Source organism: Rathayibacter sp. AY2B9 (assembly GCF_002931595.1).
In the GTDB taxonomy this organism is placed as follows: Bacteria; Actinomycetota; Actinomycetes; order Actinomycetales; family Microbacteriaceae; genus Rathayibacter.
This window is the reverse complement of record NZ_PSUB01000010.1, coordinates 15,845-41,822: the sequence shown is the minus strand read 5'-3', so window position 1 is coordinate 41,822 and position 25,978 is coordinate 15,845. Positions and strand designations below refer to the sequence as shown.

Genomic DNA, 25,978 nt, shown 5'->3' with positions numbered 1-25,978 from the left:
GCGGTCCGCGACGCCCGATCGACGCCCCGCCCCGCCGGCTCGGGGGGAGTCGCCGTCCACACGGAGCCCCTCCCTCATGTCTTCTCCCGCCGTCTCCGACGCGCCAGCAGCCGCCCCGCAGAACTCCCGCGGCCGCGTCATCCTCGCCAGCCTCATCGGCACCTCGATCGAGTTCTACGACTTCTACGCCTACGCGACCGCCGCCGTCCTGGTCTTCCCGTCGCTCTTCTTCGTCAACGAGGACCCGGCCACGGCCCTCCTCGCCTCCTTCGCCGTCTTCGGCGTCGCGTTCATCGCGCGCCCGATCGGGTCGATCATCTTCGGCCACTTCGGCGACCGCGTCGGCCGCAAGGGCACCCTCGTCGCCTCGCTGCTCACCATGGGCGTCGCGACCTTCCTGATCGGCTGCCTGCCCACCGCGCTCACGCCCGGCTGGGAGTTCCTCGCTCCGTTCCTGCTCGTCGTGATGCGCTTCTGCCAGGGCCTCGGCCTCGGCGGCGAGTGGTCCGGAGCCGCGCTGCTCGCGACCGAGAACGCACCGGCCGGCAAGCGCGCCATCTACGGCACCTTCCCGCAGCTGGGCGCACCGATCGGCTTCATCGTCGCCAACGTCCTGTTCCTGGTGCTCGCGAGCACGATGAGCGACGAGACGTTCGCGGCCTGGGGCTGGCGCGTGCCGTTCCTGGCGAGCGCCGTGCTCGTGATCATCGGGCTCTACGTGCGGTTCAAGCTCGTCGAGACGCCCGCGTTCCAGAAGGTCGTCGAGAAGGGCGAGGTCGCCAAGCTGCCCCTCGCCCGCGTCTTCGTCACCAGCTGGCGCCCGCTCATCCTGGGCACCTTCATCATGCTGGCGACCTACGTGCTCTTCTACCTGATGACCACGTTCACGCTGACCTACGGCACCTCACCCGTCGACGGCGCGGTTCCGGGCCTCGGCTACACGCGCAACGACTTCCTCGTCATGCTGATCGTCGGCGTGGTGTTCTTCGGGATCTTCACGCTCGTCTCCGGCCCGCTCGCGGAGCGCTTCGGCCGCCGGCGGACGCTGCTCGTGGTGACCGCGGCGATCCTCGTGTTCGGCCTGCTCTTCGTGCCCCTGTTCAGCGCCGGCTTCGCGGGCGTCATGGCCGTCCTGATCCTCGGCTTCACGCTGATGGGCCTGACCTTCGGCCCGATGGGCGCCGTCCTCCCCGAGCTGTTCCCGACCAACGTCCGCTACACCGGCTCGGCGATGGCGTACAACCTCGCATCGATCCTCGGAGCGGCCCTCGCGCCGATCATCGCGGTCGCACTGTGGAGGGCGGCGGGCGGCAGCACCGTGCTGGTCGGCCTCTACCTCAGCGCCGCGGCCGTGCTGACGCTGATCGCGCTCCTGCTCTCCAAGGAGACGAAGAACGCCTCGTACCACGACAACGTCTCGTAGGACTCCTGCAGAGGACGGCCCGTCGGGATCCCCCGGCGGGCCGTCCGCGTCTCCGCCGCCTCCCTGAGCACCGGGCCCGCCCTCTGGCGGCCTGCTCGCAGCGACGACGGGGCAGAATGGACGGCGATGAGCACCACCACCTCCCGGCGCGGCGGACGACGACCCTCCCGCGACGACGGACCCCGCGCCTCCTTCTCGCAGCTCGTGCCCTACCTGCTCGAGCACCGCGGCATCCTCTCGGTCGTCGTGGTCCTCAGTCTGTTCGGAGCGGCGGCGAGCCTCGGCCAGCCCCTGCTCGTCGGCCAGGTCATCACCCGGGTCCAGTCCGGTCTCGATCTCGGCCCGCTGGTGTGGGCCCTCGTCGGCCTGGTCGTGGCCTCCGGGTTGATCTCGGGCTTCGCGCACTACCTGCTCCAGCGCACCGGCGAGGGGATCGTGCTCTCGAGCCGCCGCCGCCTCGTCGCGCGGCTGCTGCGCCTCCCCATCCGGGAGTTCGACGCGCGCCGCACCGGCGACCTCGTCTCGCGCGTCGGCTCCGACTCCACGCTCCTGCGCGCGGTGCTGACCCAGGGGCTCGTCGACTCGATCGCGGGCTCCCTCGTCTTCGTCGGCGCGATCATCGCGATGGCCGTCATCGACTGGGTGCTGCTGCTGATCATCGTGGCGGTGGTGGCGGTGGCCCTCGGGCTCGCGCTGACCCTCGGCCGCGGCATCCGCACCGCCAGCCGCAAGGCTCAGGAGAAGGTCGGCGATCTGGCCGCGGCAGTCGAGCGCGCCATCAGCGCCGTCCGGACGATCCGTGCCGCCGGAGCCACCGATCGCGAGATCGCGGTCGTCGACCAGCACGCGACGGAGGCGTACCGCCTCGGGATCCGCGTCGCGCACGTCTCGGCCCTCGTGGTGCCGGTGGCGGGGATCGCCATGCAGGTCGCCTTCCTCGCCGTCCTCGGCGTCGGCGGCTACCGCGTCGCGTCCGGCGCGATCGACATCGCCCAGCTGGTCTCGTTCATCCTCTTCCTCTTCATGATGGTGATGCCGCTCGGCAACTTCATCGGCGCCATCACCTCGGTGAACTCGGCGCTGGGCGCCCTCGGCCGCATCCAGGAGATCATCGATCTGCCGATCGAGGGCGACGGCGACGCCTCCGCGGGCGGCCTCGGCGCCGGCGTGGCGGAGGAGGCCATCTCCTTCGAGGACGTGGTGTTCTCCTACGAGGAGGGCGCCGTGCCCGACGCGGCGGCCGTGGCGGACGAGCGCGACCGCACCGTCCTGCGCGGCGTCTCCTTCACCGTGCCGCGCGGCAAGCGCACCGCCCTGGTCGGGCCGTCGGGAGCGGGCAAGAGCACGATCCTCGCCCTCATCGAGCGGTTCTACGACCCGGAGGCCGGCGTCGTCCGACTCGGCGGTGTCGACATCACGGCCATCGACCGCGACGCGCTCCGCGCGCAGATCGGCTACGTCGAGCAGGACGCCCCGGTCCTGGCCGGCACCATCCGCGAGAACCTCGTCCTCGGCCGCCCCGACGCCGACGACGCCGACTGCCTCCGGGTGCTCGAGGCGGTGAACCTGACCGACGTGCTCGAGCGCAACCCGCTCGGCCTGCACGCGCCGGTGGGCGAGAGCGGAGTGATGCTCTCGGGCGGTGAGCGTCAGCGCCTCGCGATCGGCCGCGCGCTCCTGGCGGCCCCGCCGATCCTGCTGCTGGACGAGTCCACGTCGAGCCTCGACGGACTCAACGAGCAGCGCCTGCGCCTGGCGATCGACGCGGTCGCCGAGAACCGGACCCTGCTGGTGATCGCGCACCGCCTGTCGACGGTGGTCGATTCCGACCGCATCGTCGTGCTGCAGAAGGGCGAGGTCGTGGGAGTCGGCACCCACTCCGAGCTCGTCGAGTCGACGCCGCTCTACCGGGACCTCGCCAAGCACCAGCTGCTCGTCTGACGGACGCCGCAGCGGCGTCTCGCGACCGCCGCTGCCTCATGCCGGTCGACCAGCCGCGCAGCGGCGTGTCGAGACGCCCGCACGTCTCGCCCGGCAGCCTGCGCCCGCTCGTCCCTCAGCGCGGCGGCAGCCGCAGAGCCCCGTCGAGCCGGATGGTCTCGCCGTTGATCATGGGGTTCTCGACGATGTGCCGCACCAGGGCCGCGAACTCCTCGGGGCGTCCGAGGCGGGCCGGATGCGGCGTCGCCGAGCCGAGCGCCTCGCGGGCCCTGTCCGGCAGCCCGGCGAGCAGGGGCGTGTCGAACGTGCCCGGTGCGATCGACACCACGCGCACGAGCCGGGCCGCGAGCTCGCGCGCGAGCGGCAGGGTCATCGCCGCCACGGCTCCCTTCGACGCGGCGTAGGCCGCCTGTCCGATCTGCCCCTCGAAGGCGGCGACGGAGGCGGTCGTGACCAGGACTCCCCGCTCCCCATCGATCGGCTCCCGCTCGGCGATCGACGCCGCGGCGAGGCGCAGCACGTTGAGCGTCCCGGTCGTGTTGATCCGCAGCACCCGGTCGAACTGCTCGAGCGGCAGCGGCCCGTCGCGTCCGAGCAGCCGCCCGGGTGTGGCCACGCCCGCACAGCTCACGGCGACGCGCAGCTCCCCCGCCGCCGCCACGGCGCGCGAGACGGCGTCCGGATCGAGGACGTCCCCGGCGATCAGCTGCACGGAGGCGGGCAGACGCGCGGCCTCCACCGCGTGCGGCAGGTCGAGCACGACCACGTGCGCTCCTGCGGCGTCGAGCGCCGTCGCCGTCGCGGCTCCCAGTCCGGATGCTCCCCCCGCGATCAGCGCGGACGTCCCCTCGAGTCGCACGGTCAGCCCGCCGGAGCGGGGGTGGAGTCGGCGTCGGGCTCGTCGGTCGGCTCGCTGCCGGGCTCCCCCGTCGGATCACTGCTCGGCTCTCCGGACGCGAGCGCCTGCGCCGAGCAGTCGGTCAGGGTGGCGTCGTAGGCGTCACGGGCGCGCTGCGCCGCCAGGCGGACCTCCTCCTCCGCGAGCGGGCTCGCGAGCGGCGGCCGGTCGCTCAGGCCGTAGCGGGCGAGGCAGTCGCTGATCAGGCGGGTCATGCGCGCGCCGCTCTCGGGATCGGCTGTGCCGGTGGGCGCCGGGGCGGCGGTCGCGACGGAGCCGGAGTCGCGGACGGTCCCGTCCGGCACCTCCGCGGCGGGAGCGGAGCAGGCGGTGAGGCTCAGTGCGAGCGCGACTCCGACGAGCAGCGCGACGGGCGGGCGGAGCGTCGTGCGCAGGAGCATGGACGACCTCGTTCGTGACGGCTGCGGGCGGGAGTGCGGCCACGGTAGCGCAGTCGATGCTTCCGGCGAGCGCTGGGCGCGCTCTCAGGTCTCAGTGGCACCCCCAACGGGGCACAGGCGCACCTCTCAGGAGGGCTCGGCGAGCGCCCACATCGCGACCGCCGACGCCGCAGCGACGTTGAGCGAGTCGATCCCGTGCCGCATCGGGATCTGGACGGCGACATCGGCGGCGGCGAGCGCTTCGGCGGTGAGACCCTGCCCCTCGGTGCCGAGCACGAGGGCGACGCGCTCCGGAGCGCGGGCGGCGAAGTCCCGCAGGGGCACCGCCTCCGGGGTCAGAGCCATCGCCGCGATCGTGAAGCCCGCTCCGTGCAGGAGCCGCTGCGTCGACGGCCAGTCGCCGACGCGCGTCCAGGGCACCTGGAGGACCGTTCCCATGCTCACGCGGATGGCGCGGCGGTAGTACGGATCGGAGCAGCGCGGCGTCACCAGCACCGCATCGGCTCCGATGGCCCCGACGGAGCGGAAGATCGCGCCGACGTTGGTCGGGTCGACCACGTCCTCGAGCACGACGACGCGGCGCGCTCCCGCGAGCAGGCCGGCCGGGTCGGGCAGCACGGGCCGGTCCATCGCCGCGATCAGACCGCGGTGCAGGGTGTACCCGGTGAGCTCGGCCAGGAGCTCACCCGGGCCCGTGAAGACGGGCACGTCGAAGCGGCCGACCAGGCGCTCGGCCTCGCCGGCCGAACCGCCGAGGGCGAGCACCGAGCGCGGCCGGTGCCCGGCGGCGATCGCGCGCTCGAGCACGAGCGCCGACTCCGCGATGTACAGGCCGTGCGGGCCGCGGGCGTTCTTCAGCGCGACGTCGGTCGCGTGCGCGTAGTCGCGCAGCCGCGGGTCGTCGAGCGCGGTGACCTCGATCCGCTCCACCGGATCAGGCGAAGGGGTCGGGGGTGAGCGTGTACTTGGTGCTGAGGTACTCGTGGATCCCCTCGAGTCCGCCCTCGCGGCCGAGGCCCGACTGCTTCACCCCGCCGAAGGGCGCCGCCGCGTTCGACACCACGCCGACGTTGAGGCCCATCATCCCGGTGGCGAGCCGCTCGATCATCCGCTGACCGCGGGCGAGGTCGCGCGTGAAGACGTAGGACACCAGTCCGTACTCGGTGTCGTTGGCGAGCGCGACGGCGTCGTCCTCGTCGGTGAACGGCACGATCGCGAGGACCGGGCCGAAGATCTCGGTGCGCAGGATCTCGCTCTCCCGGTCGACCCCCGCGAGCACGGTCGGCCGGTAGAAGTGGCCCGCCCCCTCGATCCGATCGCCGCCGGTGAGCAGGCGCGCGCCGCGGGAGACGGCGTCCTCCACCAGCGCGGACGCCTTCTCGACCGCGCGCTCGTCGATCAGCGGGCCGATGGTCACTCCGTCCTCGGTGCCGCGGCCGACGCGCAGAGCGCGCACGCGCTCCACGATCCGCGCGGCGAACTCCTCGGCGATCGACTCGTGCACGAAGAAGCGGTTGGCGGCCGTGCAGGCCTGGCCGATGTTGCGGAACTTCGCGAGCATCGCGCCCTCGACCGCCCGGTCGAGGTCGGCGTCCTCGAACACGACGAAGGGCGCGTTGCCGCCCAGCTCCATCGAGGTCCGCAGCACGTTCTCGGACGCCTGCTGCAGCAGCGTGCGCCCGACGGGAGTGGAGCCGGTGAAGGACACCTTCCGCAGGCGGGGATCCGACAGGATCGGAGCCGACACGGCTCCCGCCGAGGACGTGGTGACCACGTTGAGCACGCCGTCGGGGAGCCCCGCCTCGGCGAGCAGCGCCGCGAAGGCGAGCGTGGTGAGCGGAGTGAGCTCGGCCGGCTTCACGACGACGGTGCAGCCCGCCGCCAGCGCCGGAGCGATCTTCCGCGTCGCCATCGCGAGCGGGAAGTTCCAGGGGGTGATCAGGTAGCAGGGGCCCACCGGGTGCTGCGAGACGATCATCCGGCCGCTGCCCTCGGGCGAGACTCCGTAGCGTCCGCTGATGCGCACCGCCTCCTCGCTGAACCAGCGGAGGAATTCGCCGCCGTACACGACCTCGCCCCTCGCCTCCGCGACCGGCTTGCCCATCTCGAGCGCCATCAGGAGCGCGAACTCCTCGATGCGCTCCTGCAGGAGGTCGAACGCCCGCCGGAGGATCTCGCCCCGCTTCCGCGGCGCCGTCGCGGCCCACGACGGACCGGCGGCGACGGCGGCGTCGAGCGCCCGGACCCCGTCCTCCGGAGTCCCGTCGGCGATCGAGACCAGGACCGCTCCGGTGGCCGGGTCCTCGACGTCGATCGAGCCGCCGCCGGAGGCGTCCACCCACTCACCGCCGATCAGCAGCTGCGTGGGGATGCGGGCGAGCAGAGCGGTCTCGGCGGCGCGGGACGCGACGGAATCAGTCACAGGAGGGAACCACTTCTTCGGATCGGAGCGCGCAGACCGCGCCGGGAGGAGCTTCTCGTCCTCCCAGTGTAGGACGGGCGATCGCTCCGGGGGCGGTGTCGCCGGGAGCCGCGAGGAGCTGCGCCTCCCTGAGCCCTGTGGAGGGACGAGCCCTCAGACGGACCGCTCGACGCGGATTCCCGCCTCCGTGAGCTCGCGCAGCGCCGCGGCACTCGCCTCCTCGGAGACGCCCGCGATCAGGTCCTCGAGCACGCGGACCTCGAGCCCCGCCCGTCGCGCGTCGAGTGCCGAGGCGCGCACGCAGTGGTCGGTCGCGAGTCCCACGACGTCGAGCGCGGTGACGCCCCGCTCCGCGAGCACGGCGCCGAGCTCCTCGCCCGCCTCCGTCGTGCCCTCGAAGGCCGAGTAGGAGGGACGGCCCTGTCCCTTGAGGATCTGCACGTCGATCCGAGCGGTGTCCAGGGCCGGATGGAACCGCGCGCCGTCCGTGCCGGCGACGCAGTGGACGGGCCAGCTGTCGACGAAGTCCGGCTCCACCGCGAAGTGGCCGCCGTTGTCGGAGTCGCCCTCGTGCCAGTCGCGGGAGGCCAGCACCGCGGAGTACCGGTCGGCGTGCGCCGCCAGATGCGCGGTGATGCCCTGGGCGACGGCCGCGCCGCCTGTGACGGCGAGCGCGCCGCCCTCGGTGAAGTCGTTCTGCACGTCGACGATCAGGAGTGCGGTGGTCATCGTGGGCCTTCCGGGAGGAGGTGGAGGAGGAGGAGGAGGAGCGGGAGGTCGACCCGCCCGCGTCAGGAATCGGAGAGCGAGGATCCGCAGCGGTAGACGCCCGTCACGAGGGTGTCGATCGCGGTCTTCGCCGTGTCGGAGACGTCGCCGAGAGCGTAGACCGCGAAGGTCAGCTCGGTGCCGTCCACCGCGGTGACCACGCCGGCCAGTGTGTAGCCGGTGTCGATCCAGCCCGTCTTCGCGCGCACCGCGCCGTCGGCCGCGGCGTTGTCGCCGGCGAAGCGGTCGGAGTAGGAGAGCGAGCCCGTCCGGCCCGACACCGGCAGGCCGTCCAGGAGGATCCCCAACTGCCCCTCGCGGGCCTGCACCTTCCGGAGCAGCTCGGTGAAGTACGCCGGCGCGACCGCGTTGTCGTCGCTCAGGCCGGAGCCGTCGACGATCGCGATCCCGGACGTGTCGACGCCGTAACCGGCGAGCCCCTGCAGCACACCGGCCTGCTCGGCAGCGAAGTCGCTGCCCGCGCCGGTGCGGATCGCGACGAGCCGCGCGAGCATCTCGGCGATCGCATTGTCGGAGACGAGCAGCATCTGCTGCACGAGCGTGCCGACCGGAGCCGACTCCACCGTGCCGAGAACCGCGGCGCCCGCGGGAGCGGTCCCGGTGGAGACCACGGGCGAGCCGTCCAGCTCGTCGGCGAACGCCTCTCCGGCCCGGCCGACCGGATCCGTGCCGCGCTCGGAGGTCGAGGCCGTGGGGTCCTCGCGATCGCCGTCCACCTGGAGCGCCGTGATCTCGGGCATGTAGCCGTCGACCTGCTCCTTGCGGTTCCAGCTCGGCTGCCAGGTCTCGCCCGAGTAGAGGGAGGAGTCGAGCACCAGCGACGTGATCGGCGTCCCGGCGGTGGACGGGTCCGCCTCCCAGGCGCTCTCGACCTGCGCCGCGAGGTCGTCGAGGTGGGCCGCTCCGGCGTAGGTCGACTCCCGGCCGGTCGGGAGCCGGGTCAGGGTGAGGTCTCCCCCGCCGACGAGGACGACGCTTCCGGGCTCGCTCCCGCGGACCACGGTGGTGGCGATGCGCGTGTCCGGGCCGAGGACCGCGAGCGCCGACGCGGCCGTGAGGATCTTGAGGGCGGAGGCGGTGCGGGACGCGGTCCCGCCCCCGCGGTCGAACAGGACCTCGCCCGTCGCGGCGTCGACCACACGCGCCTGCATCGAGCCCAGGCGCGGGTCGGCGGCGAGCCCCGCCACCGAGCAGGTGCGGAGCGCCTCGGCCGCCGCTTCGGCGGTGGGCCGCGCCGTGGCCGTCGGCGTCGGTGCGGGAGTCGCGGTGGCGGTCGGGGTCGAGACGACGGGCAGCGCCCCGGGCTCCGCGGCGCTGCCGAGGGCCGTCCCCACGCCGAAGGCGCCGCCACCGAGCACGGCGGCCACGAGCACCGCGGCGACCACGAGAGTGCGGCGACGGCGGGGAGGAGGCGTATCGGTCATCCGCAACAGGGTAGCGACGCGAGTTCGACGCGACCTGGACGCCGCGGATGAGGCCGGGAACTCGCGGATCCGGCCGGGACGTCGCGGATGACGGGAGAGGGAGCCGCCTGTGGGAATCGAACCCACGACCTTCTCATTACGAGTGAGACGCTCTGCCGACTGAGCTAAGGCGGCGTGCACGCGGGGCCTGAGCCCCGGACACGATTACACAGCATAGCCTGCTCGCGCCCCCGGGCGTGAATCAGGACGGTGCGGTCGAGCAGAGGCTCCGCGACGGCGGCGGCGACCGCCGCACTCGGCTCAGGCGAGCGCGCCACGGAGCTCCTCGAAGGAGCGGGCGATGCGTCCGGGCAGGGCCTCCCGGCCGTCGTGATCGACCCAGGCCGCCCAGGCGTGGCGGACGGCGGCGAGCCCGAGGAGCGTCAGCATCCGCGCCCGGCTGCGCACCCGCTCCGCGTCGTCGTCCTCCTGGCCGAGACGCTCGGCGACGAGCCCCTCGACCGCGAGCTCGAACTCGCGCATGCCCGCGATCTTCAGACCGACCAGATGCGGGTGCTCGCGGAAGAGCGCGCGGCGGAGGACGTGCAGCTCCCGGTCCTCCTCGAGCGGCTCCTCCATCGCGGCGACGAAGACCCGCTGCAGGTCCTCGAGCACGGCGCCCCGGCCCGCGACGAACGCCGCCGCCGTCTCGTCGGCGATGACCGGGAGCCCGCCGACCAGCGCGTCCTCCTTCGAGGCGAAGTAGTTGAAGAAGGTGCGCGTGGAGACGTCGGCGGCGCGCGAGACGTCGTCGATGGTCACGCGCTCCGGCCCGCGCTCGCTAGCGAGGCGGAGGACGGCGATCTCGATCGCCCGCCGCGTGGCCAGGCGCTTGCGCTCGCGGAGCCCGGGCTGCTGCTCGCGGGGCCGCTCCTGCTCGGTCAGCACTGCGGATCCACCTCCGGGACGGTCCCCTCGAGCAGGTACGCGTCGACCGCGTCGTTCACGCAGGACGTCGACTTGTTGTAGGCCGTGTGGCCCTCGCCGTCGTAGGTGACCAGGTGACCGGCGGAGAGCTCGCCCGCGAGCGCCTGCGCCCACACGTAGGGCGTCGCGGGATCGTTCGTGGTGCCGACGACCAGGATGGGCGCCGAGCCCTCCGCGGTGATCGGCTCGCGGGAGCCCTCGAACGCCGCCGGCCACTCGCTGCAGAGGATGTCGCCGTAGGCCATGTAGCGGCCGATCGTCGGCGCGGCCTGCTCGAGAGCGGCCTCGTCGGCGCGCATCGAGGCGGTGTCGGCGTCGTAGGAGTAGTCGACGCAGTTGATCGCGAGGAACGCCTCGGTGGTGTTGTCCGCGTACCGGCCGTCCGCGTCGCGCCCGTTGTAGGCGTCCGCGTACTGGAACGCGACCGCGGCGTCGCCCCGGCGGACGCCGGCCAGCATCTCGCTCAGCGCTCCCCACGCCGTGGCGTCGTAGAGCGGGTAGACGATCGCGGTGAACAGCGTGCTCGCGCCGAGCTCACGGCCGTCGGCGGCCCGGATCGGCGAGGCGTCCACGTCCTCGAGCATGCGCTTCAGCTGGGCCATCCCCGCGTCGACGGTGCCGGTGAACGGGCAGTCGTCCGAGCGGAGGCAGTCGGCGAGGTAGGCGCGCAGTGCGCTCTCGAACCCCTTCGCCTGCTCGCGCACCACGTCGAACGAGGTGGCCGCCGGATCGATCGCGCCGTCGAGGACGAGGCGGCCGACCCGGTCCGGGAACAGCCCGGCGTAGGTCGCTCCGAGGAACGTGCCGTAGGAGTAGCCGAGGTAGTGCAGCGTCTCATCGCCGAGCGCCGCGCGCAGCACGTCGAGATCACGGGCGGCGCTCGGGGTGCCGACCTCGGGCAGCAGCGGCCCGCCGCGCTCCTGGCAGGCGGCGGCGAACGCAGCGGCGGACGTGCGCTGCGCCTGGATCCACTCGTCGCTGCCCCGCTCCCCGGGCGTGATGTCGTAGAGGTAGGAGTCGAGGCCCGCGGCGTCGAGGCAGGAGACCGCGGTGGAGGCGCCCACTCCGCGCGGATCGAAGCCGACGACGTCGTACCGGGCGGCGAGCGCGGAGTCGACCGCGTAGTCGGCGCTGTCGCGGATGAAGTCGACGCCCGACGCTCCCGGTCCGCCCGGGTTCACGAGCAGGGAGCCGATCGCCGGTCCCTTCGTCGCGGGTCGGCGCACCAGGGCGATCGACGCCGTCTCCCCCGAGGGGTCGTCCCAGTCGAGCGGGACTGTCGCGTCGGTGCAGAGAGCGCCGTCGCCGCAGTCGTCCCAGACCAGCACCTGCGAGTAGTAGCGCTCCAGGGAGTCGTCGACGGTCTGCGGATAGGGGGTGGAGGTCCGGTCGACGCTCGGGCCGGGCGCGAAGCAGCCGGTCAGGAGGGACGCGGCCGCGACGAGCGCGACGACGACGGCCGACCGGCGCCCCCGCCTCACGCGGCCACCGGACGGCGCGCCGCGACGACGAGCAGCGCCTCGAGAGCGAGGACCGGGGAGACGTTCGCGTCGATCCGCTGCCGGGCGGTCGCGATCGCGTCGAGGACGGCGAGCGTGCGGTCGTGCGGAGTCGCGTCGGCGAGCGCGGTCATCTCGGTCCGGACCTCCTCGTTGATGACGCCGCCGGGCGCTCCGAGCTGGAGGCGCACCACGTCGCGGTAGAGGGAGAGCAGGTCGACGAGGATCCGGTCGAGGCCGTCGCGGAGGCTCCGCGTCGCGCGTCGCTTCTGATCCTCCTCGAGCGCCCGCAGCTGCGAGCGGAGCTGCGCGGGCACGGTGCCCCCGGGCTCGACGCCGAGCGAGCGCAGCGCCTGCTGCCGCTCGGCCTCGTCGCGCTCGAGCGTGATCGCCTTGGCGTCCTCGGTCGCGACCTCGATCATCCGCGCAGCGCCGAGCACCGCGTCCGAGACGCCGCGGAGGCGCAGGGCGATGCGGAGCGTCTCCTCGCGGCGCTCGCGCGCGTTCGCGTCGGTCGCCAAGCGGTGCGCCATCCCGATGTGGCTCTGAGCCTGGCGGGCGGCGCGCTCGGCGGTCTCGGGGTCGACCCCGTCGCGGCGCTCGAGGAGACCGGCGACGTCCTCGATGCTCGGCACGCGGAGCCGCACGGAGCGGACGCGGGAGCGGATGGTGGGGAGCAGATCGGCCTCGCTCGGGGCGCACAGGATCCAGACCGTGCGCTCCGGCGGCTCCTCGAGCGCCTTCAGCAGCACGTTGGACGTGCGCTCGCTCATCCGGTCGGCGTCCTCGATGACCATGACGCGGTAGCGCGACACCGAGGGCGAGTACTGCGAGCTGCTGACCAGCCGCCGCACCTCGTCGATCGAGATGATCACGCGCTCGGTCGTCAGCACGGCGAGGTCGGGATGGGAGCGGGCGGCGACCTGACGGCAGTCCGGGCACTCCCCGCAGCCGCCGTGGCGGCAGAGCAGTGCGGAGGCGAACGCGTAGGCGAGGTTCGAGCGGCCGGACCCGGGAGGGCCGGTGATGAGCCAGGAGTGCGTCATCGACGACGACTCCCGGCCACGGTCGTCCCGGGGCGTCGAGGCGTCCTGCAGGGCGCCGATGGCGTGCTCCTGCCCGACGAGCTGGCTCCAGACGGTCATGCCACCAGGCTAACCGCGAGCACCGACAGCCGACGCGCCGTCGAGGAGCGCGGCGACCCGCTCCCGCACCGCGGCCGCGATCTCCTCGACGGGGAGAGCGGCGTCCACGACGAGGAAGCGCTCGGCGTCCGTCTCGGCGATCGCCAGGAACGCCTCGCGCACGCGCCCGTGGAACTCCGCCTTCTCGGCCTCCAGCCGGTCGAAGCGGGTGCGGGCCGCGTCGAGCCGGCCCCGCGCGACGGCGGGGTCGAGGTCGAGCAGGACGGTGAGGTCGGGCCTCAGGTCGCGGGTGGCCCATTCCGAGAGCCGCCGGACCTCGACGGCGTCGAGGACCCGCCCGGCTCCCTGGTAGGCGACGGAGGAGTCGATGTAGCGGTCCTGCACGACGACCTCGCCGCGCTCGAGCGCCGGTCGCACGAGCGTCCCCATGTGCTGGGCGCGGTCCGCCGCGTAGAGCAGGGCCTCGGCCCGCGGGTCGATCTCGCCGCGGTGGTGCAGAACGATCTCGCGGATCTGCAGGCCCACCTCGGTGCCTCCGGGCTCGCGGGTGCGGACGACGGTCTCGCCCCGCGTGCCCAGCCACTCCTCGAGCAGCCGGGCCTGCGTGGTCTTGCCCGCGCCGTCCCCGCCCTCGAGGGTGACGAACAGCCCGGTCACGACTCCGTCGCGTCCGACGTCTCGGCGGCGGCCGCCGCGGCCGCGCGGCTCGCGGCGGTGGCGCGGGGCGCGGCGGGCTTCTTCGCTGCGGTCGTCTTCTTGGCGGCCGCCGTCGTCTTCGCCGCGGTCGTCTTGGCCGCCGTCGTCTTGGCCGCCGTCGTCTTGGCCGCCGTCGTCTTGGCCGCCGTGGTCTTGGCCGCCGTGGTCTTGGCCGCGGGCTTCCTGGCCGGCGCGCGCTTGGCCGGAGCCTTCTTGGCCGGGCCCTTCGCGCGCTTGTCGGCGAGCATCTGGACCGCCTGCTCGAAGTCGATCTCCTCGATCGTGAGGCCCTTGGAGATCGTGACGTTGGTCTCGCCGTCGGTCACGTAGGCGCCGAAGCGTCCGTCGCGGATCCGGATCGGCTTGCCGCTGACGGGGTCCGCCTCGAACTCCTTCAGCGCGCTCGACGCGCGTCGCGCCCCGTACTTCGGCTGGGCGAAGATCTCGAGCGCCGTCGGCAGGTCGACCTCGAAGATCTGGTCCTCGCTGGTGAGCGACCGGCTGTCGGTGCCCTTCTTGATGTACGGGCCGTACCGGCCGTTCTGAGCCGTGATCGGCTCGCCGCTCTCGGGGTCGTCGCCGACCGTGCGCGGCAGGTCGAGCAGGCGCAGCGCCGTCGCCAGGTCGATCGACGCGACGTCCATCGACTTGAAGAGGGAGGAGGTGCGCGGCTTCACGACAGCGGGCTTCTTCGCGCCGCGCTTCGCGGGCGCGGGCTCGACGACCTCCCCGGTGGCGGGATCCGCCGTGGTCTCCGGCTCCGGATCGACCTCGGTCACGTAGGGGCCGAAGCGCCCGTCCTTGACGACGACGGTCTTGCCCGAGTCGGGGTTGCTTCCCAGCACGCGGTCGGTCTGCACCGGGGCGTCGACGAGTTCCTGCGCCTTGGCGGGCGTGAGCTCGTCGGGAGCCAGCTCGAGCGGCAGGTTGACGCGACGCGGCGTCTCCTGCCCCTCCTCCTGGGCCACCTCGAGGTAGGGGCCGTACTTGCCGATGCGCAGGGTGATGTCGTCGGTGATCCGGACGGAGTTGATGCTCTTCGCATCGATCTCGCCGAGGTTGTCCACGACGTGTCGGAGCCCGGGGTGCGTGCCTCCGCCGAAGTAGAAGCGGTTGAGCCAGGCGACGCGGTCCTCCTCGCCGCCGGCGATGCGGTCGAGGTCGCCCTCCATCTCGGCGGTGAAGTCGTACTCCACCAGGTCGGAGAAGAAGTCCTCGAGAAGCCGGACCACCGAGAAGGCGATCCAGTTGGGCACGAGGGCGGTGCCGCGCGGAGTGACGTAGCCGCGGTCGACGATGGTGGAGATGATCGACGCGTAGGTGGAGGGCCGGCCGATGCCGAGCTCCTCGAGCGCCTTAACCAGGCTCGCCTCCGTGTAGCGCGGGGGCGGCGAGGTCTCGTGGCCCTTGGCCTCGACCTCGGCGACGACCAGGCTCTGGCCGACCTCGAGCACCGGCAGCTTGGCGTCCTTCTCGTCGCGGGCGCCGTGACGCTCCTCGTCGCGCCCCTCCTCGTAGGCGAGCAGGAATCCGCGGAAGGTGATGACGGTTCCGGAGGCGGTGAACTCGGCGGTCTTCGCGACGTCGCCGGCCGGCTCGGCGAGCAGCGTCACGGTGGCGGTCGAGCCCTTGGCGTCGGCCATCTGCGAGGCGACGGTGCGCTTCCAGATGAGCTCGTAGAGGCGGAGGTCGTTGCCGCGGAGGGTGCCCGAGAGCTGGTCCGGGGTGCGGAAGGTCTCGCCCGCGGGCCGGATGGCCTCGTGCGCCTCCTGCGCGTTCTTGTTCTTGCCGGAGTACAGGCGGGGCTTGTCCGGGACGGTCTCGGCTCCGTAGAGGGACGCGGCCTGGGTGCGTGCGGCGTTCAGCGCCTGCTGCGAGAGCCCGGGCGAGTCGGTCCTCATGTAGGTGATGAAGCCGTTCTCGTAGAGCGACTGCGCGACGCTCATCGTCTGGCGCGCCGAGAAGCGGAGCTTGCGCGCCGCCTCCTGCTGGAGCGTGGACGTGGTGAACGGGGCGGCGGGGCGGCGCGAGTACGGCTTGGACTCGAGGTTCGAGACCCGGACCGTGGTGGCGGGGTCGCGCAGCGCCTCGGCGAGGGCACCGGCGGTGGACTCGTCGAGGACGGTGACGTCGCCCTTCAGCTGACCGCGGTCGTCGAAGTCGCGGCCGCTTCCGATCCGCTTGCCGTCGAGCCGAGCCAGGCGGGCGTCGAAGCCCGCCGCGGCGTCCGACTCGGGCGCCAGCACGGTGGCGAGGTCCCAGTAGCTCGCCGACACGAACGCCAGGCGCTCCCGCTCGCGGTCGACCACCAGGCGGGTCGCGGCCGACTGCACCCGGCCGGCCGAGAGCCCGGGGCCGACCTTGCGCCACAGCACGGGCGAGATCTCGTAGCCGTAGAGGCGGTCGAGGATGCGGCGGGTCTCCTGGGCGTCGACCAGGGAGGTGTCGATGTCCCGGGTGTTGTCGCGCGCCTTCTGGATCGCGTCCTTCGTGATCTCGTGGAAGACCATGCGGTGCACGGGGACCTTGGGCTTGAGCTCCTCGAGGAGGTGCCACGCGATGGCCTCACCCTCGCGGTCCTCATCAGTGGCGAGGTAGAGCTCGTCGGCGTTCTTCAGCGCGCGCTTGAGGTCGGCGACCGTCTTCTTCTTCTGGTCGGACACGACGTAGTAGGGCTCGAAGCCGTTGTCGACGTCGACGGAGAACTTGCCCAGCGGGCCCTTCTTCAGCTCCGGGGGGAGGTTCTTCGGCTCGATGAGGTCGCGGATGTGCCCGACGGAGGCGAGCACCTCGTAGCCGTCGCCCAGGTACTGGGCGATGGTCTTGGCTTTCGCCGGCGACTCGACGATCACCAGCTTCTTCGTGCCGGACACAGTTCTCCTCGATTGGTGCTGTCGGGTCGGACGACCAGTGGTCCGACGTCCCCTGCTGCGGGGAGACGGTGCGCGGCGACGTGGTGCGGGGAACGGCGACGCGTCCCCATCGGCGGGGGCGCCCGACAGGCACACCATACACACTGACCCCGGACGTGCTGCCCCCTCCCGAGGACACGGGGACGTCGGGAGGACGCTGGACACGGCCTCGGAGCCGCCTGCCCGGCCTGCCGTCGACGGGGGTGACGCGCGGCGCCGATCGGCGCATGATGAGGCATGGCAACGACGCACACCACCACGACCTCCGCCTACACGGCCAAGCTCCTCGACGGACCGCTGGAGGGCAAGACCCTCCGCCGGGGATACGGCGACGATCAGGCCCCCGCCGCACGCCTCGAGATCCCCGGGGCGAGGGCGGGCTCCCGCTACATCTACCTCCTCGCCGGCGGCCTCGAGCACGACGAGGGCGCGGGCGCCCTGCCGACCGCCGCCGCGTACCGGTACCAGCGACTCTCCTCCGATTGACGCGCTCCCGCGGCGTCGTCCGCACCTCGGTCCGGGCGACTCCCGCTGCTGCCTCCGCCCTCAGGGCGGCGGGCCGGCCCTCGACCGCGCCGTGAGGGAGAGCGGACCCGCGGCGACGGCCGCCTCCGTTCTCGCGACGCCGCCGTCGACGTCGCAGAGGACGAGCTCGGCGCCGTTCGCGCGGGCCACGGCGGCGGCACGTTCGCACGGATCCCCGGCCAGCAGGCCGGAGGCGACGTCGGCCGCTGCCAGGGACGAGGCGTCCGCGGCGGCGACCGCTCGCTGGTGCCCGACGACTCCTGCGCAGCCGGCGAGGACGGCGGCCGTCACCAGGATCGTGCCCGCGACGACTCCGATCGCCACGACCGCGGCCGATCCCTCCTCCCGGTCGCGGACAGCCCCGGGGAGCCGGCGGATCATCCGCCCCCGCCCAGCGCGCAGGACCGGACCGAGACCGGGAGCGAGACCGCCGGGAGCGGGTGCAGCCGGGCCGCGACGTCGACGCAGACCAGTCCGTCCTGCTCCCCCGCCGTGAGCGACGACCCCGTCACCCGGGCGAGCGGCGCGCGGGGGTCGTCGCCCCGGGCCGCGGACCGGGCCGCGTCGGCGGCCGCGTCGACGAGCCGGACGTACTGCGCCGAGGCCGCTACCGACCCCAGGCACAGCGCCAGCACCGCGACCACCGCCGGGAGCACGAGCGCGAGCTCGGCAGTGGCCGAGCCCTCCTCCTGGACGAGCCGCCCGCGCAGCAGCGGAAGGCCTCTCATCCCGCCGCGGTGAGCGCGCGGGTCACCAGGTCGGTCAGGATGCTCCGCACCTCGTCGCCCTTGAGGATGACCACGAGCAGCCCGGCGAAACCGACCGCGGCCATCGTCGCGATCGCGTACTCCGCCGTCGCCGACCCCTCCTCGTCGCCCAGAGCGCCGAGGCCTCCCCACCCGGGTCGGCGCCACTCGACGCGCCCCGCGGAGACGTCGATGCCCGTTCCTCCGCCGGACGCCGCACCTCCGCCGCTCCTCGAGCCCCGGCTCGCTCCGGGCACACCACTTCCCGCATCCCTGCTCCTACCGAGTCCTCGACTCCGGGAGACTCCCCCGCCGCTGATCGCCGTGTCACTTCTCATCCGTCCTGCTCCGTTCCGCCCCGCTCCGTGCCCCTCCTCCGAGGATCGCTGACTCCCGATCCCGCCGATCGACCCTCCGGCCGATCCGTGGAGACGCCTCCCGATCCCGCCCCTGTGGAGGAGCGGTCGACCGCGTCACGCCGCCACCGAGAACGTCGAGAGCAGCACCGAGACGACCATCGGAGCCACTCCGAGCAGCAGGAACGCCGGCAGCACGCAGACTCCGAGCGGCAGCATCAGGGTCACGCCGAGCCGAGCGGCTCGCTCCCGCGCCCCCGAGGACGCCCGTGCCCGGACCAGAGCCGCCTCGCTCCGGAGCAGGCGTCCCGCCGGCACGCCCGCCGCCGCGGAGAGGGCGAGCACCGGGTCCGCGTCGGAGAGCACGCGCTCGCCCGAGTCGAGCCCGCACTCAGCGAGCGCCGCCACGACCCGGGCGCGCGACGACTCGATCGAGCCGCCACCGGCCAGCGCCACCGAGAGGAGGTCGAGCGCGAGCCCGGGCGCCGGATCGGCCGGGGCCGCGCTTCGGACGAGGCGCCGCGTCCACGCGTGCGCGGCCGCCATCAACCCGGCTCCCCCGACCAGGCAGACCGCACCGGGCACCGTCCCGAGGAGCACGCCGACCACGTCGAAGCCCAGCAGTGCCCCCAGACCCAGCGCCGCCAGCGGCAGCGCGCTTACGACCCTCCCGGTGGCGGAGGGACCGGCCAGAGCCACCTCGATGTCCCGGCGGGCGCGCGCCAGCTCGCGCAGGGACTCCGCCAGCTCGCCGAGAGCGGCGGCGACCGGCGCGCCGGAGTCGGCGGCCACCCGCCACGCGGCGGCCAGCGCCGCCCACGCAGTCGTCTCACCGGTGTCCGGCGCTCGCCGTCGCGGCCGCTTCCGCTCCGAGCCGCTCCGCCGCGAAACCGGCGTCCCGCGCAGCAGCGCCTCCGTCACGTCGCCCCCGCGGCCGGCCTCCTCCGACGCCGCCCGGAGCAGTCGCCGCCGCCGCGCGTCCCCGCTGTCCGCCCCCTCCGCCCCCGCGAGATGCCTGAGGGCCGACGCGGGAGCCACTCCCGCCGCGAGGAGGACGGCCAGTCGGTGCACGACGGCCGCGACCTCGTCCAGCCCGTCGCGGCCCGTCACGCGCTCGACCTCGAGGCGCTCGGGAGCGACCCGTCCTCGACCCTCAGGCGGCCGGCCGCGTCGAGCGCGAACGTCCCGAATGCCGCCAGCCGCCGCCGCCCGGCGCGGCGCTCGAGGTGGAGCACCAGGTCGATCGCGCTGACCGTCTGGCGGGCGATCGCCTCGGGCCCGAGCCCCGCGAGGACCCCGAGCGCCTCGAGACGCGCGGGCACGTCCTCGAGGGAGTTCGCGTGGAGGGTCCCCGCACCGCCGTCGTGCCCGGTGTTCAGCGCGGACAGCAGCTCGCGCAGCTCGACGCCGCGGCACTCGCCGAGGACCAGGCGGTCCGGACGCATCCGCAGCGCCTCCCGCACGAGCCGGTCCAGGCCCACGGCACCGGCGCCCTCAAGGTTGGGCTGCCGCGCCTCGAGCGAGACGACGTGCGGGTGCGCCGGCCGGAGCTCGCCGACGTCCTCGATGGCGACGATCCGCTCGGTCGGCGCCGCGCACCCGAGCAGGGCGCCGAGCAGGGTGGTCTTGCCCGATCCACCCGCTCCCGTGATCAGCAGGTTCCACCGCTCGCGGACCGCCCGGCGCAGAAGCCGCACTCCGTCGTCGTCCAGCATCCCCGCTGCCTGCAGCTCCCCGAGCGTCCAGGAGTCCGACCGCGGCACCCGCACCGACACGAGCGCTCCCCCGGTCGCCACCGGCGGCAGCACGACGTGCACACGGACCCCGTGGCGGAGCCTGACGTCCACGCACGGGCTCGCCTCGTCGACGTGCCGTCCACCGGCCGCGACCAGCGCGACGGCCAGCCGCCGTGCTCCGGCGGCGTCGAGCGTCCACTCCGGCACCCGCTCGGCACCGCCGCCCCGGTCGATCCAGAGGCCCGCGCCGCCGTTCACGAAGAGGTCGGTCACCGCGGGGTCCGCGGCGTGCGGCGCGAGCAGCCCGAGGCCGGCGGCGGCGGGCCGCACCGGCAGCGGGTCGCGGCGGTGCTCGGCGGGGACGAGGGGGACGAAGTCGCGGGTCATCCCGGCACGCTAGGAGCCCGTTCCGCGCGCCGGGGCGCTCCCTGCCCGATCGGAGGAGAGACGCCCGCGTCGGCGCCTGTGGAGGAACGACCCGGGCCGAACGCGCGCGCAGGAGCGGCCCGGCGCTCTCGGCAGGGAGCCCCTCCGAGGAGGGTCCCCACGGCGCAGAGAAGCCCAGTCGACGAGGAGACGTCCCGGCATCGCGGAAACGCCCCCGCGAGCAGGGCTCGAGCGGGGGCGTCCCTCCGCCGGATCCGGCGGGAAGAAGGGGGCGGCACCCATTGGGGGGAACAGGTGCCGCCTCGGCGGCGCTGGATTGGGGGGAATCACTTGCGCCGCTGGGCCGAAGTTCATTCGGCCGTATGCAACTGTAGGGGACGGATCGCGATTCGCCAAGCCCGGATCCTGTTCTCTGCGGACTCTTATCCGACACCCGCCCCGCACCCAGCTTGCGGCGCTCGGCGATCCGCGCTGGAGGCGGGCGCTACGGTGGTGCGACGCCGACCGCGCGGGCCGGCGAACGTCTCACTCGCGAAGGAGCGAATCGCAGATGTCCACTCCCCCCGACGCCCCGGCCGCCGACCGGAACGCCATCGACAACCTCCTCCACGAGACCCGCCGGTTCCCGCCGCCGGCCGATCTCGCCGCCGGAGCGGTCGCGACCGCCGCGCTCTACGACGAGGCCGCGGCCGACCGCCTCGCCTTCTGGGCCGACCGGAGCCGAGAGCTCCTGCACTGGCACCGACCGTTCACGCGCACCCTCGACTGGAGCGAGCCCCCGTTCGCGAAGTGGTTCGACGACGGTGAGCTGAACGTGGCCTACAACTGCCTCGACCGCCACGTCCTGGCCGGCCACGGCGACCGCGTCGCCCTGCACTGGGAGGGCGAGCCCGGCGACTCCCGCTCGATCACCTACGCCGAGCTCACCGCCGAGGTGAAGCGCGCCGCGAACCTGCTCACGAGCCTCGGCGTCCGCGCCGGCGACCGCGTCGCGATCTACCTGCCCATGATCCCGGAGGCGGTCATCGCGATGCTCGCCGTCGCCCGGCTGGGGGCGGTCCACTCCGTCGTCTTCGGCGGATTCAGCGCCGAGAGCCTGCGCGCGCGCATCGACGACGCGGAGGCGACACTCGTCATCACCGCCGACGGCGGCTGGCGCAAGGGCGCCGTCTCGCCCCTGAAGCCGGCGGTCGACGCCGCGCTCGCCCTCGGCGGCGAGTCCAGCGTCCAGCACGTCCTGGTCGTGCGCCGCGGAGGCAATGAGGTCGCCTGGCACGAGGGGCGCGACCTCTGGTGGCACGAGGAGATCGTGGCGGTCGACGCCGACCACGTCGCCAAGCCGTTCCCCGCCGAGCAGCCCCTCTTCATCCTCTACACGAGCGGCACGACCGGGAAGCCCAAGGGCATCCTGCACACCAGCGGCGGGTACCTCACCCAGGTCGCCTTCACGCACCGCGCGGTCTTCGACCTGCACCCCGAGTCGGACGTCTACTGGTCGACCGCGGACGTGGGCTGGATCACCGGGCACAGCTACGTCGTCTACGGCCCGCTCGCCAACGGCGCCACCCAGGTGATGTACGAGGGCACTCCGGACAGCCCGCATCCCGGCCGCTGGTGGGAGATCGTCGAGAAGCACGGCGTGACGATCCTCTACGCGGCGCCCACGGCGATCCGCTCCTTCATGAAGCTCGGCCGGCAGATCCCGCAGCGCTTCGACCTCTCGAGCCTGCGCCTGCTCGGATCGGTCGGCGAGCCGATCAACCCGGAGGCGTGGGTCTGGTACCGCGACGTCATCGGCGGCGGCCGCACCCCCATCGTCGACACGTGGTGGCAGACCGAGACCGGCGCGATGATGGTGTCCCCTCTGCCCGGCGTCACGACGCTCAAGCCCGGGTCCGCGCAGGTCGCTCTGCCGGGCATCTCGATCGACGTGGTCGACGACTCCGGGACGCCGGTCGGCGCCGACGAGGGCGGACTGCTCGTGATCACCGAGCCCTGGCCGGCGATGCTGCGCGGCATCTGGGGCGACCCGGAGCGCTACGTCGAGACCTACTGGTCGAAGTTCGGCGACCGCTACTTCGCGGGCGACGGAGCGCGTCGCGACCAGGACGGCGACCTCTGGCTCCTGGGGCGCGTGGACGACGTGATGAACGTCTCCGGCCACCGCCTCTCGACGGCCGAGATCGAGTCGGCCCTCGTCTCGCACCCGGTCGTCGCCGAGGCGGCCGTCGTGGGAGCCGCGGACGAGACCACCGGCCAGGCCGTGGTCGCGTTCGTGATCGCGAAGGCGAGTCAGGCCGAGGCGCTGGCCCACGGACACGACGAGCTCGAGGCCACCCTGAAGGCGCACGTCGCCGAGCACATCGGCGCGATCGCCCGCCCGAAGCGGATCTTCGTGGTGCAGGAGCTGCCCAAGACCCGCTCGGGGAAGATCATGCGCCGGCTGCTGCGCGACGTGGCGGAGGGACGTGCCGTGGGCGACACGACGACGCTCGCGGACACGCAGGTGATGGCGGTGATCTCCTCCGCGATCGCCGCGGACTGACCGGGCGCCGCCCCCTCCCGCCGCGTGGGCCGGAGGGGGCGGTGCGTCAGTCGAAGGCGACGATCAGCTCGACCTCGACGGGAGCGCCGAGGGGCAGCTCCGCCACCCCGACGGCCGAGCGCGCGTGACGGCCGGGCTCGCCGAACACGTCGCCGAGCAGCTCCGAGGCGCCGTTGATCACGCCGGGCTGCCCGGTGAAGCCGGAGGCGGACGCGACGAAGCCGGTGAGCTTCACGATCCGCGTCACCCGGTCGAGCGATCCGATCGCGTCGGCGACGGCCGCGAGCGCGTTGAGGGCGCAGGTGCGGGCCAGCTCCTTCGCCTGCTCGGGCGACACCTCGGCGCCGACCTTGCCGACCAGCGGCAGAGCGCCGTCGACGAAGGGGATCTGCCCGGCCGTGTAGACGAGGCCGCCGTGCACGACGGCGGGGACGTAGGCGCCGGCGGGGACCGCGACCGCGGGCAGCTCGACGCCGAGCTCCGCGAGACGCTCGGCGATCACGCGCCGGCCTCGGCGACGGGGCGCTTGAGGTACGCGACGAGGCCGCCCTCGGGACCGGTCACGATCTGGACCAGCTCCCAGCCCTCGGATCCCCAGGTGTTCAGGATCGCCGTGGTGTTGTGGATCATCAGCGGGGTGGTGATGTACTCCCAGCGCGGGACGGACATGGCTCTCCTCGGGTGCGGCCGGTGCGGGACGACTGCTGAGCGCCGCGCGTCGGCGGGATGAGCGCCGCGGCTCGTCCGAGCGCGGCGACTACGCTGATTCTATGTCGGGGCAGGGCGGGACCAGAGTCGTGAAGACCATCGGGGGCGCCGTCGGCGGTCTGATCGGCATCGTCGCCATGAGCGTCGTCGCGGGAGTCCTGGTGGCCGCCTCGGTGACGCCGGCGATCGCGCTGAGCGGCATGGCCGCCGGCAACACGGTGGAGATGTTCGACAACCTCCCCGAGTACCTCGAGATCGGCACGCTCGCCGAGAAGAGCGACGTGTACGCGAAGGACTCCTCCGGCGGCGACGTGCTGCTCGCCTCCTTCTACGCCCAGAACCGCGTCGAGGTGGGCTGGGACGAGATCTCGCCGTTCGTGAAGGACGCCGTGGTCGCCTCCGAGGACCCCCGCTTCTACGAGCACGGCGGCATCGATCTGCTCGGCACCGTCCGCGCGGCCGCGACGACGGCCATGGGCGGGGACGTCCAGGGCGGCTCCTCCATCACGCAGCAGTACGTCAAGAACGTGCTCGTGCAGAAGGCGGAGGCGCTCAGCGATCCGATCGAGCGCGACGCGGCCTACCGCGAGGCCACGGAGACCACTCCGGAGCGCAAGGTCGCCGAGATGCGGCTCGCCATCGGGCTCGAGAAGGAGTATCCGAAGAACGACATCCTGCTGGGCTACCTCAACATCGCCCTGTTCGGCGGCACCGTCTACGGCGTCGAGGCGGCTGCCCGCTACTACTTCGGAGTGAGCGCGAAGGACCTCTCGCTCGCGCAGTCCGCCGCGCTCGTCGCGATCGTGAACAACCCCGAGAAGTTCCGCTTCGACCGGCCCGGCGACCCGGCGAACCCCGCCGCGGAGGGCTACCCGCAGACCCGGGACCGGCGCGACTACATCGTCACCCGCATGGACCTCGAGTCGAAGGTGACGTCCGAGCAGGCGCAGGCGGCCGTCGCCGAGCCCGTGACGCCGAACATCACCGAGCCGAGCACCGGCTGCCAGACGGCCGGAGTCGCGGCCTTCTTCTGCGACTACGTCACCTGGGTCATCAAGAACGACGACGCGTTCGGTGCGAGTCAGGACGAGCGCGACGCCACCTTCAAGCGCGGCGGCTACCGGATCTACACGACCCTCGACTCCGACCTGCAGCAGGCCGCCGTCTCGGCCACCGACGACTGGGTGCCCAAGTCGATGGCGAACGTGAACATCGGCAGCGCGAGCGTCTCGGTCGAGGTCGGCACCGGCCGCATCCTCGCGATGACCCAGAACAAGGACTACTCCAACGATCCGGACCTGACGGGCCCCAACTACACGAGCGTCAACTACAACACCGACTTCGGGTACGGCGGCTCCTCGGGATTCCAGGTCGGCTCGACCTACAAGGTGTTCACCCTCGCGGAGTGGCTGCAGGAGGGGCACTCGCTCGGCGAGAGCGTCGACGGCACCCGCCGCGCCTACACGACCTTCCGTGACAGCTGCGAGCCCGACGGCGTCTACTACGGCGAGTCCTGGAACCCCGGGAACGACGAGGGCGGCAACGGAGGAGTGACCACGGCTCTGCAGGCCACGACCGGCTCGATCAACACCTCGTTCGCCGCCATGGCCCAGCAGCTGGACCTCTGCGGCATCCGCAACACGGCGCTGGCGATGGGCGTGCACCGTGCCGACGGGACCGAGCTGCAGAAGCTCGCGCCGACCATCCTCGGCACCAACGAGATCGCTCCGCTCACGATGGCCACGGCCTTCGCCGGCTTCGCGAACAAGGGCACCGTCTGCACGCCCATCGCGATCGACCGCATCGTCGACCGCACGGGCGCCGACGTCGCGCCGCCCGCCTCCGAGTGCAGCCAGGGGATGTCCGAGGAGGTGGCCGCGACCGCCGGCTACGCCCTGCAGCAGGTGGTGACGGGCGGCACCGGCGCCCCCTCCAACCCCCGCACCGGGGTGCCGCACATCGGCAAGACCGGCACCACGGACGACGCGCTGCACACGTGGATGGTCGGCGCGAGCACCGAGGTCGCCACCGCCACCTGGGTCGGCAACGTGACCGGCTTCACCTCCATGCGCGGATTCAGTCTCAACCGGGTGAACGCCGGTCAGGTGCGCCACCAGATCTGGCCGCGCATCATGCGCGTCGCCGACGCCAAGTACGGCGGGACGGCGTTCCCGGCTCCGGTCCGCTCGCTCGTCGACGCTCCGCAGGAGGCCGTGCCCCAGGTCACCGGCCAGAGCCCCTCTGCGGCGGCCTCACGCCTGCGCTCCGTCGGCTTCACGGTCCGCGTCGACACTTCTCCGGTCCCCTCCGACCGCCCGGCAGGGACGGTCGCGCAGACGAACCCGCCCGCCGGGTCGCGCGTCTCCCGGGGCGCGGAGATCACCCTGCAGATCAGCGCCGGACCGGGCGCCCCGCCCCGCGCGGGCTGAGCCCCTGCACCCCCGGCTGCTCCCGAGGGA

General features: G+C 73.3%; 23 protein-coding genes and 1 tRNA gene. 5 read left to right on the top strand and 19 right to left on the bottom strand.

The window, feature by feature from the left end; all coding sequences use genetic code 11:
* The first annotated feature begins 76 nt into the window (after positions 1-76).
* Both C5C25_RS10875 and C5C25_RS10870 read left to right on the top strand, forming a co-directional pair.
* Positions 77-1,423, top strand: a complete 1,347-nt coding sequence (locus C5C25_RS10875) for an MFS transporter (protein ID WP_104222221.1) — start codon at positions 77-79, stop codon at positions 1,421-1,423.
* Between the two features lie 126 nt (positions 1,424-1,549).
* Positions 1,550-3,364, top strand: a complete 1,815-nt coding sequence (locus C5C25_RS10870; RefSeq protein WP_104233721.1) for an ABC transporter ATP-binding protein — start codon at positions 1,550-1,552, stop codon at positions 3,362-3,364.
* Between the two features lie 115 nt (positions 3,365-3,479).
* Here the strand turns inward: C5C25_RS10870 and C5C25_RS10865 are convergent, their stop codons facing one another.
* From C5C25_RS10865 to topA, 12 genes are all read right to left on the bottom strand, one after another.
* Positions 3,480-4,223: an SDR family NAD(P)-dependent oxidoreductase gene (locus C5C25_RS10865; RefSeq protein ID WP_104250608.1), complete on the bottom strand. Its 744-nt coding sequence runs from the start codon at positions 4,221-4,223 to the stop codon at positions 3,480-3,482.
* 2 nt (positions 4,224-4,225) lie between these two features.
* On the bottom strand, positions 4,226-4,663 hold the full coding sequence (locus C5C25_RS10860; RefSeq protein ID WP_104250607.1) for a hypothetical protein: 438 nt from the start codon (positions 4,661-4,663) through the stop codon (positions 4,226-4,228).
* Between the two features lie 126 nt (positions 4,664-4,789).
* Positions 4,790-5,593 carry an RNA methyltransferase gene (locus tag C5C25_RS10855; protein WP_104250606.1) on the bottom strand — a complete coding sequence of 268 codons (804 nt, stop codon included), beginning with the start codon at positions 5,591-5,593 and terminating at the stop codon, positions 4,790-4,792.
* Positions 5,594-5,597: 4 nt separating this feature from the next.
* On the bottom strand, positions 5,598-7,085 hold the full coding sequence (locus C5C25_RS10850) for an NAD-dependent succinate-semialdehyde dehydrogenase (RefSeq protein ID WP_104250605.1): 1,488 nt from the start codon (positions 7,083-7,085) through the stop codon (positions 5,598-5,600).
* 153 nt (positions 7,086-7,238) lie between these two features.
* Positions 7,239-7,814, bottom strand: coding sequence for a nicotinamidase (locus C5C25_RS10845; RefSeq protein ID WP_104227241.1), 576 nt, complete (start codon positions 7,812-7,814; stop codon positions 7,239-7,241).
* Positions 7,815-7,876: 62 nt separating this feature from the next.
* A complete protein-coding gene (dacB, locus tag C5C25_RS10840) occupies positions 7,877-9,298 on the bottom strand; it encodes a D-alanyl-D-alanine carboxypeptidase/D-alanyl-D-alanine-endopeptidase (protein ID WP_104250604.1) in 1,422 nt (473 codons plus the stop codon).
* A 101-nt stretch (positions 9,299-9,399) separates the two neighbouring features.
* Positions 9,400-9,472, bottom strand: a tRNA-Thr gene (locus C5C25_RS10835).
* 126 nt (positions 9,473-9,598) lie between these two features.
* On the bottom strand, positions 9,599-10,225 hold the full coding sequence (locus tag C5C25_RS16555; protein WP_219814404.1) for a TetR/AcrR family transcriptional regulator: 627 nt from the start codon (positions 10,223-10,225) through the stop codon (positions 9,599-9,601).
* Entirely contained in the window at positions 10,219-11,745 is a 1,527-nt protein-coding gene (locus C5C25_RS10825) for an alpha/beta hydrolase (protein ID WP_104250603.1), read from the bottom strand. The genes C5C25_RS16555 and C5C25_RS10825 overlap by 7 nt, the downstream gene beginning before the upstream one ends.
* Positions 11,742-12,908, bottom strand: coding sequence for a DNA polymerase III subunit delta' (locus C5C25_RS10820; protein WP_104250602.1), 1,167 nt, complete (start codon positions 12,906-12,908; stop codon positions 11,742-11,744). The genes C5C25_RS10825 and C5C25_RS10820 overlap by 4 nt, the downstream gene beginning before the upstream one ends.
* Before the next feature lie 9 nt (positions 12,909-12,917).
* Complete coding sequence (gene tmk / locus C5C25_RS10815) at positions 12,918-13,565, bottom strand: dTMP kinase (protein WP_104250601.1); 648 nt, start codon at positions 13,563-13,565, stop codon at positions 12,918-12,920.
* A complete protein-coding gene (gene topA / locus C5C25_RS10810; protein WP_104250600.1) occupies positions 13,562-16,477 on the bottom strand; it encodes a type I DNA topoisomerase in 2,916 nt (971 codons plus the stop codon). The genes tmk and topA overlap by 4 nt, the downstream gene beginning before the upstream one ends.
* Positions 16,478-16,753: 276 nt before the next feature.
* Here topA and C5C25_RS10805 point away from each other — a divergent pair, with 276 nt between their 5' ends.
* Complete coding sequence (locus C5C25_RS10805) at positions 16,754-17,002, top strand: hypothetical protein (protein ID WP_104222197.1); 249 nt, start codon at positions 16,754-16,756, stop codon at positions 17,000-17,002.
* A gap of 60 nt (positions 17,003-17,062) precedes the next feature.
* Here the strand turns inward: C5C25_RS10805 and C5C25_RS10800 are convergent, their stop codons facing one another.
* From C5C25_RS10800 to C5C25_RS10780, 5 genes are all read right to left on the bottom strand, one after another.
* Positions 17,063-17,422, bottom strand: a complete 360-nt coding sequence (locus C5C25_RS10800) for an Rv3654c family TadE-like protein (RefSeq protein ID WP_104250599.1) — start codon at positions 17,420-17,422, stop codon at positions 17,063-17,065.
* Positions 17,419-17,769 carry a TadE family type IV pilus minor pilin gene (locus C5C25_RS10795; RefSeq protein ID WP_104250598.1) on the bottom strand — a complete coding sequence of 117 codons (351 nt, stop codon included), beginning with the start codon at positions 17,767-17,769 and terminating at the stop codon, positions 17,419-17,421. The genes C5C25_RS10800 and C5C25_RS10795 overlap by 4 nt, the downstream gene beginning before the upstream one ends.
* Positions 17,766-18,044, bottom strand: coding sequence for a DUF4244 domain-containing protein (locus tag C5C25_RS10790; protein WP_258069394.1), 279 nt, complete (start codon positions 18,042-18,044; stop codon positions 17,766-17,768). Before C5C25_RS10790 ends, C5C25_RS10795 begins: the two co-directional genes overlap by 4 nt.
* 216 nt (positions 18,045-18,260) lie before the next feature.
* On the bottom strand, positions 18,261-19,253 hold the full coding sequence (locus tag C5C25_RS10785; protein WP_104250596.1) for a type II secretion system F family protein: 993 nt from the start codon (positions 19,251-19,253) through the stop codon (positions 18,261-18,263).
* Positions 19,250-20,266, bottom strand: a complete 1,017-nt coding sequence (locus C5C25_RS10780) for a TadA family conjugal transfer-associated ATPase (protein ID WP_104237723.1) — start codon at positions 20,264-20,266, stop codon at positions 19,250-19,252. The genes C5C25_RS10785 and C5C25_RS10780 overlap by 4 nt, the downstream gene beginning before the upstream one ends.
* Positions 20,267-20,816: 550 nt before the next feature.
* On the opposite strand from C5C25_RS10780, the gene acs reads away from it, so the two are divergent.
* Positions 20,817-22,811 (top strand): acetate--CoA ligase, encoded by a 1,995-nt coding sequence (gene acs / locus C5C25_RS10775; RefSeq protein WP_104233737.1) that lies wholly within the window; start codon positions 20,817-20,819, stop codon positions 22,809-22,811.
* A 46-nt stretch (positions 22,812-22,857) separates the two neighbouring features.
* On the opposite strand, the gene C5C25_RS10770 is transcribed toward acs, so the two are convergent.
* Both C5C25_RS10770 and C5C25_RS16550 read right to left on the bottom strand, forming a co-directional pair.
* Positions 22,858-23,313 carry a RidA family protein gene (locus C5C25_RS10770; RefSeq protein ID WP_208543361.1) on the bottom strand — a complete coding sequence of 152 codons (456 nt, stop codon included), beginning with the start codon at positions 23,311-23,313 and terminating at the stop codon, positions 22,858-22,860.
* A complete protein-coding gene (locus C5C25_RS16550) occupies positions 23,310-23,480 on the bottom strand; it encodes a hypothetical protein (RefSeq protein WP_164861113.1) in 171 nt (56 codons plus the stop codon). Before C5C25_RS16550 ends, C5C25_RS10770 begins: the two co-directional genes overlap by 4 nt.
* 101 nt (positions 23,481-23,581) lie before the next feature.
* Here C5C25_RS16550 and C5C25_RS10765 point away from each other — a divergent pair, with 101 nt between their 5' ends.
* Positions 23,582-25,948 carry a transglycosylase domain-containing protein gene (locus C5C25_RS10765; RefSeq protein WP_104250595.1) on the top strand — a complete coding sequence of 789 codons (2,367 nt, stop codon included), beginning with the start codon at positions 23,582-23,584 and terminating at the stop codon, positions 25,946-25,948.
* The last annotated feature ends 30 nt before the right edge of the window (positions 25,949-25,978 follow it).

Coding starts and splice junctions, on each gene's coding strand:
- C5C25_RS10875 (WP_104222221.1), top strand. CDS start 77: ATGTCTTCTCCCGCCGTCTCCGACGCGCCAGCAGCCGCCCCGCAGAAC.
- C5C25_RS10780 (WP_104237723.1), bottom strand. CDS start 20,266: ATGACCCGCGACTTCGTCCCCCTCGTCCCCGCCGAGCACCGCCGCGAC.
- C5C25_RS16550 (WP_164861113.1), bottom strand. CDS start 23,480: ATGTCCGTCCCGCGCTGGGAGTACATCACCACCCCGCTGATGATCCAC.
- C5C25_RS10800 (WP_104250599.1), bottom strand. CDS start 17,422: ATGATCCGCCGGCTCCCCGGGGCTGTCCGCGACCGGGAGGAGGGATCG.
- C5C25_RS10820 (WP_104250602.1), bottom strand. CDS start 12,908: ATGACCGTCTGGAGCCAGCTCGTCGGGCAGGAGCACGCCATCGGCGCC.
- C5C25_RS10845 (WP_104227241.1), bottom strand. CDS start 7,814: ATGACCACCGCACTCCTGATCGTCGACGTGCAGAACGACTTCACCGAG.
- C5C25_RS10765 (WP_104250595.1), top strand. CDS start 23,582: ATGTCGGGGCAGGGCGGGACCAGAGTCGTGAAGACCATCGGGGGCGCC.
- C5C25_RS10870 (WP_104233721.1), top strand. CDS start 1,550: ATGAGCACCACCACCTCCCGGCGCGGCGGACGACGACCCTCCCGCGAC.
- acs (WP_104233737.1), top strand. CDS start 20,817: ATGTCCACTCCCCCCGACGCCCCGGCCGCCGACCGGAACGCCATCGAC.
- C5C25_RS10795 (WP_104250598.1), bottom strand. CDS start 17,769: ATGAGAGGCCTTCCGCTGCTGCGCGGGCGGCTCGTCCAGGAGGAGGGC.
- C5C25_RS10805 (WP_104222197.1), top strand. CDS start 16,754: ATGGCAACGACGCACACCACCACGACCTCCGCCTACACGGCCAAGCTC.
- dacB (WP_104250604.1), bottom strand. CDS start 9,298: ATGACCGATACGCCTCCTCCCCGCCGTCGCCGCACTCTCGTGGTCGCC.
- C5C25_RS10860 (WP_104250607.1), bottom strand. CDS start 4,663: ATGCTCCTGCGCACGACGCTCCGCCCGCCCGTCGCGCTGCTCGTCGGA.